Genomic DNA, 12,276 nt, shown 5'->3' with positions numbered 1-12,276 from the left:
ACCCGGCTCAGTGAAGCGGAAACGGCCCCGCACACCCATGTGTGCGGGGCCGTCCAGGACGGGTGACCGTCAGAGCTTGTCGATCACGTAGTCGATGCAGGCGGTGAGCGCCTGGACGTCCGCCGGGTCGATCGCCGGGAACATCGCCACGCGCAGCTGGTTGCGGCCCAGCTTGCGGTACGGCTCCGTGTCGACGATGCCGTTGGCGCGGAGCACCTTGGCGACGGCCGCCGCGTCGATGCCGTCCTCGAAGTCGATCGTGCCGATGACCTGCGAGCGCTTCGCCGGGTCGGTGACGAACGGGGTGGCGTACTTGGACTCCTCGGCCCAGCCGTACAGGTGCTGTGAGGACGCTGCCGTGCGGCCGGTCGTGAAGTCCAGCCCGCCCTGGGTGTTCATCCACTTCAGCTGCTCGTTCAGCAGGAAGAGGGTGGCCAGCGCCGGGGTGTTGTACGTCTGGTTCTTCAGGGAGTTGTCGATCGCCGTGGGCAGCGAGAAGAACTCCGGTACGTGCCGGCCCGAGGCGTGGACGCGCGCGGCGCGGTCCAGGGCGGCCGGGGAGAACACGCCGATCCACAGGCCACCGTCGGAGGCGAAGGACTTCTGCGGGGCGAAGTAGTAGACGTCCGTCTCGGTGATGTCGACCGGCAGGCCGCCCGCGCCGGAGGTGGCGTCCACCAGGACGAGCGAGCCCTCGTCGGCGCCCGCGACCCGCTTGACGGGCGCCGCGACACCGGTGGAGGTCTCGTTGTGGGTGAAGGCGTAGACGTCGACGCCCGCCTCGGCCGCCGGGTCCGGGTGGGTGCCCGGGTCCGAGGCGATGACGGTCGGGTCGGACAGCCACGGGGCGAGCTTGGCGGCCTTCGCGAACTTCGAGGAGAACTCACCGAAGTTCAGGTGCTGGGACTTCGACTCGATCAGACCGTGCGTCGCGACGTCCCAGAAGGCGGTGGAGCCGCCGTTGCCCAGGATCACCTCGTACCCCTCGGGGAGGGAGAAGAGGCTGCGTACGCCGTCACGCACCTCGCCGACCAGGTTCTTGACCGGGGCCTGGCGGTGAGACGTACCGAGAAGGGAGGTGCCGGTCGCGGCCAGCGCGTCGACCGCCTCCGTCCGCACCTTGGAGGGCCCGGCGCCGAAACGTCCGTCGGCGGGCTTGAGGTCTGCGGGAATCTGGATGTCAGCCACGATCCGGAGCGTAGTCCCTCCCGGAAGCGGTCGAGGACCGTGTCCGTCCGATGAGACGCACGCTCCGGATCGTGGGCGGCAGGTGCGGGGCCGGATCAGCCGAGGTCGACCGGGAGCTCGTACAGGTCGTTCTGCGTCACGATCGGCTTGTTCCGCAGTTCGGAGGCCGGAACCGCGAGGTCCAGGTCGGGGAAGCGCTCGTACAGCGCGGGCAGCGCGACCCCCGCCTCCAGCCGGGACAGCGCGGCACCGGGGCAGACGTGCGGGCCGTGGCCGAAGGCGATGTGGCGGTTGGGCGAGCGGGTGATGTCGAACTCACCTGCGGTCGGCCCGTACTGCTTCTCGTCGCGGCCCAGTGCGCCGAACGAGACGATGAGGGCCTCCCCCTTCGGCAGGACCTTGTCACCGACCTCGATGTCCTCGGTCGCGAAGCGGATCAGGACGTGCGAGGTCGGGGTGTTCCAGCGCAGCGTCTCCTCGATGACGTTCTCCCAGGGCACCTCGCCGCTCAGCACGCGCTTGCGCTGCTCGGGGTGGGTCTGGAGCGCCTCCACCACGTTGACGACCAGGCTGATCGTCGTCTCGTGACCGGCCGCGATGATCAGCTGCAGCGTGTTGACGATCTCCTCGTCGGAGAGGTGGTCGCCCTCCTCGGAGGCCGCGATCAGGGCACTGGTCAGGTCGTCGCCCGGGTTCGCCCGCTTGTCGTCGACGATCTTCGTGAAGAGGGCGCCGAGGTCCGCCATCATCTGCGGGACCTCCTCGGGCGGGGTCTGCGTCGAGAAGAACTTCTCGAACAGCTCCTTGAGCCGGGGGTGGTCGGCCGCGTCCACGCCCATCAGCCGGCTGATGACGTTCATCGGCAGCGGGTACGCGAACTCCGCCTTCAGGTCGACGGTCTCGCCCTTGGGCAGCGCGGCGAGCCGGTCCAGGGAGGCGTTCGTCAGCTCCTCGATGCCGGCCCGCAGCTCCTCCACCCGCTTCACCGTCAGCGCCTGGGCGACGAGGCTCCGCAGTCTGCGGTGCTCGGTCCCGTCGACCGTCAGCATCGAGCGGCCCGGGTTGGCGAGGCCGATCAGCGGCCAGTCCATGGGGATCTCGCCGCGCCGCCAGGCGTTCCAGACGTCGATGTCCTTGACGACCCGGCTGTCGGTGAGCAGCCGGCGCGCCTCGGCGTGGTGCGTCACCGCGTAGCAGTGCACCCCGCCGGGGAGCTCCACCTCGGCCAGCGGCCCGGCGGCGCGCAGGGCTGCGCTCTCCGTGTCGAGGTCGGCGACGAGGGGATCGAGGGCGATCCGGGTCATTTCTGGCCTCCAAGTGCGGGGGTGGGCGTGAAGTGCACCGGCAGCTCCGTAAGCCCCCGCAGCCACGGGGACGGGCGCCGGGTCAGCTGGTCCTCGGGGACGGCGAGGTCCACGTCCGGGAGCCGGTCCAGGAGCACCTCGATCCCCGTACGGGCGATGACCTCCGCGGTCTCCTGGGCGGGGAACGGGCAGCGGTGCTCGCCGTGGCCGAAGGAGAGGAACGCGTTGTTGCCGCCGGTCAGGGCGGAGCCGTCGGTGCGTACCTGCGGGTCGCCGTTGGCGGCGGCGATGCCGAGGAGCAGCAGGTCACCGGCGCGGATGTGGCGTCCGCCGAGGTGGGTGTCGCGGGACGCCCAGCGGCCCGCGACGTTCTGGGTGGGGGTGTCCTCCCAGAGCACCTCGTTCATGGCCTCGGCGACGCTGTGCCGGCCGCCGGAGAGCGAGGCGGCGAAGCGGTCGTCGGTGAGCATCAGCCGCAGCGAGTTGCCGATCCAGTCGGCGGTCGGCTGGTGGCCCGCCGCCATCATCACCATGAGGTCCTGGGCGACCTCCTCGTCCGTGAAGCCACCCGGGTCCTGGAGCATCCGGCTCGCGACGTCGTCGCCGGGGCCGGCGTGCTTGTCGACGAGGAGCTGGTGCATGGCCGCACCGAGGTGCTGCTGTCCGGCCAGGGCCCGCTCACGGCCGTCGATCATGTCGTTGAGCGCGCCGACGAGGGGTCCTCCGACCTCGTCGCTGAAGCCGTAGATCTTCGCGAGGACGCGGGCCGGGAGCAGCATCGCGTACTCGGCGATGATGTCGGTGCGGCCGGTGGAGCAGAAGCCGTCGACGAGGTCGTCGGCGAACTCCTCCGCGTAGCCCTTGAGCGCGAACGGGTCCACGGACTCCAGGGCGTTGCTGATCATCGACGCCCGGACGGTGTGCCGCTCACCCACCGTGTAGAGGATCGACGGCTGCTTGCGGCCGATCATCGGGAGCAGCGGCCAGCCGTCCGGGATGTTCTCCCACTGGTTCCACAGGTCCGAGTCCCGGCTGAAGAGCACCGGGTCGTTGGTGACCTGGTGCAGCTCGCGGTAGCCGAGGATCAGCCAGGCCGGTATGTCGCCGTCGAGTGCGACGGGGGCCACGGCGCCGTGGTCGCGGCGCATGTCCCGGTACAGCCGCACGGGGTCGGTCTGGAACCGTGGCCCGGACAGGGGCACGGAGCCGTGGGACACGGGGCACTTGGTCACGGGGTCCGCTCCGGGGTCATCGCCGCGGCGCCCGTCCCGCCCGCGAGGGCCGCTTCGGCGCCCTTCGCGTGGGCGAGGGAGAGCGCGTGGAGGTGCTCGACCAGCGTGATCAGGACGTACTTGCTGGAGGAGCGGTCCCGGGCGTCGCACTCGACGAGCGGGACGTCGGGGGAGAGGTCGAGTGCCTCACGGATCTGCTGCTCGGTGTGGAGCGGGCCGCCGAAGTCGTTGCACGCGACGATGAACGGCGTGCCGTGGTGCTCGAGCCGGTCGATCGCGTACCAGGAGTCGGCGAGCCGCCGGGTGTCGACGAGGACGACGGCGCCCAGGGTGCCGGAGAAGAGGCGGTCCCACAGGAACCAGAAGCGTTCCTGGCCGGGGGCGCCGAAGAGGTAGAGGACCGACCGCGCGTCGAGCGTGATGCGGCCGAAGTCGAAGGCGACCGTGGTGGACGTCTTGGAGTGCACACCGTCGAGGTCGTCGACGGCCTCGCCCGCGCGGGTCATGGTCTCCTCCGTGTTGAGCGGACGGATCTCGCTCACGGATCGGACCATGGTGGTCTTGCCGACCCCGAAGCCGCCGACGACGACGATCTTCAGTCCGTTGTCGGCCGTCGCCTGCAGGGCGGCACGGTCAGAGGTTGCGGAGTCCAACGAGCACCTGTTCCAGGGTGTCGGTGTCGGGGAGCCGGTCCTCGACACGTGCAGTACGGGGGTGGCGGGCGCTGATCCGGCCGGTGTCGAGCAGGTCGCACAGCATGATGCGGACGATGCTGACGGGCAGGTTCAGGGTGGCCGAGATCTCGACGACCGCGGTGGGGCTGTGGCACATCCGCAGGATCGCGACGTGCTCCGACTGCATCCCGGGGGACGGTTCGCACTCGGCGACGACGAGCGTCACCAGGTCGAACGCGGCCGAGTCGGACCGGCTGCGGCCACCCGTCAGGGTGTACAGCCGGTCAGGGTCGTCGTCGCGTCCGGGGCGGGGGCGAGGGACCGATGTCATACGTCCGCTTTTTCCGTGGCGGGGGCCACCGCGTCACCGGTGGCGGGGTCGCGCGGCGGGGCGACGAGGTATTCGCCGAGCTGCTCGACGAGTTCGCTCATGTTGTGGCCGACGAGGCCGACGTCGGAGTCCTCGGCGGCCACGACCGCAAGGTGGGCGCCCGCGCCCGCCTCGACGATGAACAGCACACCGCCGTAGAACTCGGTCATCGCGGACCGTACGCCGCCGGTGCCGTCGCCGAACTCCATGGACGCGCCGTGCGACAGGCTCTGGATGCCGGCGGAGATCGCCGCCAGCTGGTCGGCCTGGTCGACGGAGAGTTCGGGGGTGCGGCACAGCTTCAGGCCGTCCCGGGACAGGACGAGGGCGTGCCGGGCGCCGGGCGTGCGGTCGAGCAGCCCCTCCAGCAGCCAGTTCAGCTTCTCGTCGGTGGTCGCGCTCATCGGGTGTTGCCTTCCGGGTGCGGGGAGTTGGCTCGTACGGCCTTGCTGAAGGTGCTGAAACGGGCAGCCTGCACCTTCGGGTCGGTGGTACGGGGCCTGGGGGTTTCGGCTCCGCCGGGGGCGGCATCGCCGGTACGGGCTTCGGCGGCGGCCAGGGTGCGGCCGCGGCGGCGCTTGGGCAGGCCGCTCTCTCCGAACTGGGGGACGGAACCGGTGGACTCGGACGCCGACTCGGGTTTCCCGGGCACTGCCGCCGTGCGGGACGCGGGCCCGGAGGAGTCCGCCGTGGCCCGGCCCTGGTTCTCCGCGTCCGGCGTCGCGTGGTCGGGCTCCGGTTCGGGGTGCCGGGCGGACCCGGGGAGCGGGGCGGACACGGGCGTACGGGAGATGAGCTCCTGCGGCAGCATCATCAGCGCGCCCGTGCCGCCGCGCGCCGACGGCCGGAAGGAGACGGTGAGGCCGTGCTTCCTGGCCAGCCGGCCGACGACGGCGAGGCCGAGCCGGGTGCCGGAGAGGCCCGTGAGGTCCTGGTTGTCGGCGGACACGGCCCGTTCGGCGCGGCGCAGCTGCACACCGCTCATCACCAGGCCGCTGTCCTCGACGGTGACGACGATGCCCGCCGGAACCTCCTCGACGTACACATGCACCTCGGCGGTGGGCGGCGAGAAGTTGGCAGCGTTGTCAAGGAGCTCGGCCAGGGCGTGCATCACGCCCTCGGCGGCGTGGCCGGCGATCGCCACATCGCTGGTCGAGTGGAGGCGGATGCGCTGGTAGCCGCCGATACGGCCCATCGCGCCGCGCAGGATCGACTCCATCACGATCGGCTTGGCCCAGCGGCGACCGGAACGCGCCCCGGTCAGCACGGCGATGGAGTCGGCGAGACGGCCCGCCTGGGCGGTGCGGTGGTCCAGGTGCAGCAGGTCGCCGAGCACGTCCTCGGCGGTGTGCCGGTGCTCCATCTCACGCAGGTCGGCGAGCATGCTGGTGGCCAGGGCCTGCATCCGGCCGGCGGCGTTGGCACACGCGGCGACCGCGGCGGAGCGCTCGGTCTCGCTGCGCCGGGCGCGGGCGGTGAGCCGCGCGGTCTCTGCGGTGAGCCGCTCGTGCTGCTCGGCCGCTTCGGCGGTGACCCGTGCGACACGCTCGTCCGCCTCGGCGGTGACCCGGGCCGCCTCGGTCGAGGCCGCCGCCCGGATCCGGGCGGTCTCGGCGGTGAAGCGCTGCGCCTCGGCGGCGGAGGTCGAGACGAGGCGGGAGGTCTCGGCGGTGAAGCGATCGGAGTCGGCGGCCCGCAGGGCCCGCAGATGGCGGGCGGCGGCGAGCGTGTGGACCGTCACGGCCACCGCGACGCACAGCAGCGCGGCGGCGGCGCCCGCCCCCCAGGCGAGCGGTGTCCGTACCGAGGCGGGAGCGGCGGAGACAGCCCACAGGCACAGAGCACCGGTTACGGCTGCCGAGATCAGCAGGGCGAGTGCGGTCGGCCGGAGTGAAGGGCGCAATCGGAGTCCTCGGGGCGGACGGTGCGGCGGGAGGGGCAGGTGCGACGGAGGGACATTCAGGACACATCGGTGTGGTGATGGTGAAAGAACCACAACTGGAGCTGATTGTTCCTGATCAAGTCACGGCAACTATAGGAGAATTGGCGACTTGTTTGGGGATTCCTTGTGGCCACTTCTGTGTGAAATCTGGCTTGAAGTGACCTCTTCCGCCCCGGCTGATGGGCGTTCCCCGTGTTGCACGGGGAGCTGGATGGTCGAGTTGTGGTGAATCAGGAGCTATGTCCCCTGTGCGGTGCTTGATTTGTCACGATCGTCGCCCTCGGGCCGGTGGCCAGCTAGTGTGAGCGCTCCGGTGCGTCCGACCTCCCAGGTCGGCACTGCCGTAAGACACACCGCGCGCCTTGAAGGGGGAGGCGCCGCGTGGCCCCGACGGAGGACGCAGGCAACCGTGGACGCGCAAGGCCGTGGGCGGGACGAGGGAATCGACCCCGCAGACCAGTGGGTACTCAACCCGGACACCGGTGATTACGAACTGCGACTGACTCCCTCCCCAGGGCGATCATCCGCGTCGGCCGGCACGCCGGACGCCAGAACGCCCGGACCGCGCCGCAGGCCGAGCCCGGAGACGGCACCGCCCGGCGACCGGGCCACCGTGCCCGGCCAGCGCGGGGGCCGCCGGGGTTCCGGCGGCGGGCGCGGGGACCGCGACGACAAGCGGAAGCCGGGGAGCCGGGCGGCAGCGCCTGCCACCGGGCGCCGCAAGGCGAAGCCGAAGAAGTCCCGCAAGAAGAAGGCGCTGGTGTGGTCCGGCGGTGTGCTCGCCTTCCTGCTGGTGGGCACCGGTACGGCGGGCTACCTCGTGTACCAGCACTTCAACGCCAACATCACCGCCGTCTCCACCGACGGGGCCGGCACCGGCGGCTTCAGCAAGGACCGGGCGATCAACGTCCTGGTGATCGGGACCGACAAGCGGACCGGCGAGGGCAACGAGGGCTACGGGGACGCGGGGAGCGTCGGCCACGCCGACACCAACATCCTCTTCCACGTCTCCAAGGACCGTACGAACGCGACCGCGCTGAGCATCCCCCGTGACCTGATAACCGACATCCCCAACTGCCCGACCACCCTGGAGAACGGGGAGCAGAAGGACATCCCCCCGACGTCCGGCGGTCGCTTCAACGCCAGCCTCGGGCAGTCCGACCGCACCCCCAGCTGCACCATGCGGACGGTCACCGAGCTCACCGGTCTGGAGGTCGACCACTTCATGGTGGCCGACTTCAACGCGGTCAAGTCCCTGACGACGGCCGTCGGAGGTGTGGACGTCTGCCTCGCCAAGGACATCGACGACAAGGACTCCCACCTCAAGCTGTCCCAGGGCGAGCACACCCTCCAGGGCGAGCAGGCCCTGGCCTTCCTGCGCACCCGGCACTCCGTCGGATTCGGCAGCGACCTGAGCCGCATCGAGATCCAGCAGCAGTTCCTGGGCTCACTGATGCGCAAGCTGAAGTCCAACGACACCCTGACCAGCCCCACCAAGATGTGGTCGCTCGCCGAGGCCGCCACCAAGGCGCTCACCGTGGACGACAAGATCGCCGACATAAACCAGCTCCGCAAGCTGGGCATGGAGCTGGCGTCGGTCGACCCGAAGAACATCACCTTCACCACGGTCCCGGTGCTGGACAACCCGGACGACAAGGCCACCGTCATCCTCGACCAGTCCAAGGCGCCGCAGGTCTTCTCGATGATGCGTGAGGACGTCTCCTTCACCGCCGTGGAGAAGCAGGAGAAGGCCGCGGCGAAGGCGAAGAACGACGCCAAGCTGAAGGGCGCGAAGGCCGACCCGGCGGACGTGCGGGTCGACGTCTACAACGGCGGCGCCCCCGCAGGCTCCGCACAGGGCGCCCTGGACTGGCTGCAGAACGAGCAGGGCGTGCTGAAGTCCACCAACAAGGCGAACGCGCCCGAGAAGGTCAAGAAGACCCAGCTCGTCTACGCCCCCAACCAGGCCGACCAGGCCCGCAGTCTGGCCGCCATGATGGGCCTGTCGGCCTCGGCCCTCAAGCCGACGACGACGGACGCGGGCGAGATGGACCCGATGGTCCTGACCCTCGGCCCGGACTTCACGGAAGCGGGCAGCCCGCTCTCGGCCCCCGGCAAGACGCCGGACGGCGTCCAGCGCGTGGAGGCCGACAAGGCGGTCTGCGCCAAGTGACGCCGGCCGGCCCCGCGAGCCACCGCGGGGCGGGCCACGGACCGGCCGCCCCGTCTCAGAGCGTGGCGACGGCCTCGCTCACCGCCGCGGAGAGCCGCTCGTTCTCCGGGGCGGCGCCGCCGGGAAGAGCGAAGCGGCGCCGGGTGTATCCGTAGGCCACGCCGTTGACCGGATCGGCGTACGCCTGCGACCCCGCGGCGCCCGAGTGCCCGAAGGCGCCCTCGCCCAGGGCCGGGTAGTGCCCTTGCTGCGCCTCGAAGCCCAGGGCGAAGGGATCGGTCTGGGCGGTCACCACGTCGGTGCCCTTCCACCGCACCCGGCCGGCCTCGGCCACCGTCTCCGGGGTGAGCAGCGGCGGCAGGCCGTCCAGTCCGGAGACCGCCGCCGCGTACATCCCCGCGAGCCCCCGTGCCGAGCCCACCCCGCCGACCGAGGCCGGGCCGAGGGCGCGTACCGCGCGGGTGTTGGCGAAGGCGACCAGGTCGAGCGGCGGGTCCTCGGCGAAGCCGAACGCGAGCGCCATGAGACTGTCCGGGTCGAGCGGGTTCGCCGCGGCCTCCGCCTGCTGCTCGGGGGTGGCCACGGCGGGGCGGACGGCCACGTAACGGGGTTCGAGCTCCTCGGGCAGGCCCAGGTGGAAGCCGAGTCCGTACGGGGCGCGCACCCGCTCCTCGAATATCTCCTGGACCGACCGCCCGGTGACCCTGCGGACCACCTCGCCGGTGAGGGCGCCGATCACCAGCGCGTGGTAGCCGACCTCCGTGCCGGGCGTCCAGTAGGGCCGCTGTCCTGCCAGCCGCCCGGCGATGACGCGGTCGTCGGCCAGCTCCTCCACGGTGAACCCGCCGTCGGCCCAGATCAGCCCGGCCCGGTGCGACATCAGCTCGCGCACGGTCAGTCCGCCCTTGCTCTCGGCGGCGAACTCCGGCCAGTAGGACGCGACCGTACGGTCCGGGTCTATGACCCCGTCCTGGACGAGAAGGGCGACGACGAGATGGGCGGCGCCCTTGGTCGAGGAGTACACGGCGGGCAGCGAGTCACCGTCGATGCCCTCCCCGGCCCACAGGTCCACGACGAGCCGGCCGTGGTGGTACACGGCGAGCTGGCTGCCCGGCTCGGTGTGGTCCGCGGCGAGCACGGCGGCGAACTCCTCCCGTACGCCCTCGAAGCCCGCCGCGACCGTGCCGTGCACGGTGATGGTGATGTCGCCGGTGTCCGTCATGAGACGCCCCCTGGAGTGATCGACCTGATCGGTACAGGCCCCAACTCCCTTACGTGACGGCTTCATTCCCCGAGGGGCGACGGAATTTCAGGGCGGCGTGCCCTGTTCGCGCGCCACGATCTCCCGGGCGAGCGCCGCCAGTCGGGGCAGTGCGGGATGGCCGGGGCCGTCCCGGCGGGCCAGCAGGACGGGCAGCGGCGGGGCGTCGTCCAGCGGCACGTAGACGACACCCGCGTACGCGTGCATACGGGCGGTGGAGGTCCCCGAGACCCCGACGCCCCGCCCGGCCGCGATGGCGGTGAACCAGTCGTCGGTGTTGGCGACGGTGACGGTGGCGGCGGGACGGGCGTCCGGGGGCCACAGGCCGAGCGTGGTGGTGCCCGAGACGGTGTTGAGGACGACAGGGTCGCCGGTCAGATCCGCCAGCGACACGGAGGCGCGGGCGGCGAGCGGCCCGTCGGCGGCCACGGCCGCCACCCGCTCTTCGCTGAACAGCACCTCGGTGACGAGCCCCGGGGTCTCCACGGGCCCGCGCAGCAGCGCGGCGTCCACCTCGCCGCGGGTGAGTCCGGCCGTACGGTCGTCGATGCGCAGCAGTTCCAGCGGGGTCCCGGGGTGGCGTCGCTGCCAGGCCCGCAGCAGCGGCGTGGTGTACGGGCCGAGCGCGGACCAGGCGTGCCCGATCCGCAGCGGCCGCTCGTGCGGCCCGCCCGGGTCGACGGCCTCGTCGAAGGCGCCGACGGCGGCGGCCGCCTTGTCGCGGAAGGCGACGCCTTCGGGGGTGAGAGCGAGGTGGTGGGTGGACCGGTCGACGAGCCGGACGCCCAGGTGCCGCTCCAGGGCGGCGAGCGTGCGGGAGACGACGGGCTGGGTGACGCCGAGCAGGGCGGCCGCGCGGGTGACACTGCCCTCGTCGGCCACGGCGAGGAAGGCCCGGAGGTGCCGGACCTCGATGGGGCGGCCACCGGTGCCCATGCTCTGTCCAGTGCTCATGCCTGCGGAGCATAACGGGAGCACAATCGGCATTTCACGGGAGGCGCACGGGTCCCTACGGTGAGGACGTGAACGGCGCGCCTTTGGTGCCGTACGGTAGACCCCTTGGTGCACTGCACTAGACCTCGATGGGCCTCGATCGACCGAATGGAAGGTTTCCGGTGAACGACCCGCGCGCCGCCGCAGAGCCCGCCGCCGCCGTTGCCGTACCCGAGGCGGTGTCCGCGCTCGACGAGCCGGGTCACGGCCGGCCGGGGCGCCCCGGCGCCCGGAGGGCCGCACTCGGTCCGGTCGCGCTGGTGGTGGCGGGCGGGCTCTCCGTGCAGTTCGGCGCGGCGGTCGCCGTCCTGCTGATGCCGAAGGCGGGCGCGCTGGGCGTCGTCACCCTGCGTCTCGCCGCCGCCGCCGTCGTCCTGCTGGTGATCTGCAGGCCGAAACTGCGGGGGCACTCGCGCGCCGACTGGGGGACGGTGGTCGCCTTCGGTGTCGCGATGGGCGGCATGAACATGCTCTTCTACCAGGCCGTCGACCGCATCCCGCTGGGCGCGGCCGTCACCCTGGAGGTGCTGGGCCCCCTGGTCCTGTCCGTCGTCGCCTCCCGCCGTTTGACCAGCCTCGTCTGGGCGGCTCTGGCCCTCGGCGGTGTCGTCCTGCTCAGTGGCGGCGGCTTCGACCGCCTGGACCCCGTCGGGGCGGCGTTCGCCCTGGGTGCGGGCGTGATGTGGGCGCTGTACATCCTCTTCAGCGCCCGCACCGGCCGCCGCTTCCCGCAGGCGGACGGGCTGGCCCTCGCCATGGCGGTGGCGGCGGTCCTCTCGCTGCCCCTCGGCATCATGGAATCGGGCTCGAAGCTCGTCGTCCCGACCACGCTCGCCCTGGGTGCCGCCGTGGCGCTGCTGAGCTCGGTCCTCCCGTACACCCTCGAACTCATGGCCCTGCGCAGGCTGCCCGCGCCCACCTTCGCGGTCCTGATGAGCCTGGAACCGGCCATCGCGGCCACGGCGGGTTTCCTCCTCCTCGACCAGGCCCTCTCGACCACCGACGCCCTCGCCATCGCCCTGGTCATCGGGGCGAGCATGGGCGCGGTGCGCAGCCAGACGCGGGGCGCCCGGAAGCGGTGACCTCACGCCCCGGGGGCCGGTCTGTCCGTTCCGCCTGCGTGGCGAGGCGTCCGATCC

The 12,276-nt window shown here is 71.8% G+C and carries 11 protein-coding genes; 2 read left to right on the top strand and 9 right to left on the bottom strand.

From position 1 onward, the window contains the following. Positions 1-69: 69 nt before the first annotated feature. The 7 genes from serC to AB0P41_RS14830 form a co-directional block, all read right to left on the bottom strand. Positions 70-1,188 carry a phosphoserine transaminase gene (serC, locus tag AB0P41_RS14860; RefSeq protein ID WP_365932257.1) on the bottom strand — a complete coding sequence of 373 codons (1,119 nt, stop codon included), beginning with the start codon at positions 1,186-1,188 and terminating at the stop codon, positions 70-72. Positions 1,189-1,283: 95 nt separating this feature from the next. Further along, complete coding sequence (locus AB0P41_RS14855) at positions 1,284-2,492, bottom strand: cytochrome P450 (RefSeq protein ID WP_365932255.1); 1,209 nt, start codon at positions 2,490-2,492, stop codon at positions 1,284-1,286. Further along, entirely contained in the window at positions 2,489-3,724 is a 1,236-nt protein-coding gene (locus AB0P41_RS14850) for a cytochrome P450 (protein WP_356707840.1), read from the bottom strand. Before AB0P41_RS14850 ends, AB0P41_RS14855 begins: the two co-directional genes overlap by 4 nt. Further along, positions 3,721-4,377, bottom strand: coding sequence for an ATP/GTP-binding protein (locus AB0P41_RS14845; protein WP_356707839.1), 657 nt, complete (start codon positions 4,375-4,377; stop codon positions 3,721-3,723). The genes AB0P41_RS14850 and AB0P41_RS14845 overlap by 4 nt, the downstream gene beginning before the upstream one ends. Then, positions 4,358-4,729, bottom strand: coding sequence for a DUF742 domain-containing protein (locus tag AB0P41_RS14840; protein WP_053930593.1), 372 nt, complete (start codon positions 4,727-4,729; stop codon positions 4,358-4,360). Before AB0P41_RS14840 ends, AB0P41_RS14845 begins: the two co-directional genes overlap by 20 nt. Beyond that, complete coding sequence (locus AB0P41_RS14835) at positions 4,726-5,172, bottom strand: roadblock/LC7 domain-containing protein (RefSeq protein WP_365932252.1); 447 nt, start codon at positions 5,170-5,172, stop codon at positions 4,726-4,728. Before AB0P41_RS14835 ends, AB0P41_RS14840 begins: the two co-directional genes overlap by 4 nt. Then, positions 5,169-6,671, bottom strand: coding sequence for an ATP-binding protein (locus tag AB0P41_RS14830; protein WP_356707837.1), 1,503 nt, complete (start codon positions 6,669-6,671; stop codon positions 5,169-5,171). The genes AB0P41_RS14835 and AB0P41_RS14830 overlap by 4 nt, the downstream gene beginning before the upstream one ends. 448 nt (positions 6,672-7,119) lie before the next feature. Between AB0P41_RS14830 and AB0P41_RS14825 the strand changes: the two genes are divergently transcribed. Further along, on the top strand, positions 7,120-8,883 hold the full coding sequence (locus tag AB0P41_RS14825) for an LCP family protein (RefSeq protein ID WP_365932249.1): 1,764 nt from the start codon (positions 7,120-7,122) through the stop codon (positions 8,881-8,883). A gap of 55 nt (positions 8,884-8,938) precedes the next feature. Here the strand turns inward: AB0P41_RS14825 and AB0P41_RS14820 are convergent, their stop codons facing one another. Together AB0P41_RS14820 and AB0P41_RS14815 are read right to left on the bottom strand one after the other, a co-directional pair. Further along, positions 8,939-10,105 carry a serine hydrolase domain-containing protein gene (locus AB0P41_RS14820; protein WP_365932247.1) on the bottom strand — a complete coding sequence of 389 codons (1,167 nt, stop codon included), beginning with the start codon at positions 10,103-10,105 and terminating at the stop codon, positions 8,939-8,941. Between the two features lie 87 nt (positions 10,106-10,192). Further along, entirely contained in the window at positions 10,193-11,098 is a 906-nt protein-coding gene (locus AB0P41_RS14815; protein ID WP_365932245.1) for a LysR family transcriptional regulator, read from the bottom strand. Between the two features lie 161 nt (positions 11,099-11,259). Here AB0P41_RS14815 and AB0P41_RS14810 point away from each other — a divergent pair, with 161 nt between their 5' ends. Beyond that, complete coding sequence (locus AB0P41_RS14810) at positions 11,260-12,219, top strand: EamA family transporter (protein WP_365932244.1); 960 nt, start codon at positions 11,260-11,262, stop codon at positions 12,217-12,219. Positions 12,220-12,276 lie beyond the last annotated feature (57 nt).

Source organism: Streptomyces sp. NPDC079167 (assembly GCF_040686735.1).
GTDB lineage: Bacteria > Actinomycetota > Actinomycetes > Streptomycetales > Streptomycetaceae > Streptomyces.
Note: the sequence above shows the minus strand (reverse complement) of the source record. Positions and strands in the feature narration are given on the sequence as shown.

Excerpts from the sequence above, each read along its gene's own strand:
- AB0P41_RS14835 (WP_365932252.1), bottom strand. The coding sequence starts at position 5,172 with ATGAGCGCGACCACCGACGAGAAGCTGAACTGGCTGCTGGAGGGGCTG.
- AB0P41_RS14815 (WP_365932245.1), bottom strand. The coding sequence starts at position 11,098 with ATGAGCACTGGACAGAGCATGGGCACCGGTGGCCGCCCCATCGAGGTC.
- AB0P41_RS14820 (WP_365932247.1), bottom strand. The coding sequence starts at position 10,105 with ATGACGGACACCGGCGACATCACCATCACCGTGCACGGCACGGTCGCG.
- AB0P41_RS14840 (WP_053930593.1), bottom strand. The coding sequence starts at position 4,729 with ATGACATCGGTCCCTCGCCCCCGCCCCGGACGCGACGACGACCCTGAC.
- AB0P41_RS14855 (WP_365932255.1), bottom strand. The coding sequence starts at position 2,492 with ATGACCCGGATCGCCCTCGATCCCCTCGTCGCCGACCTCGACACGGAG.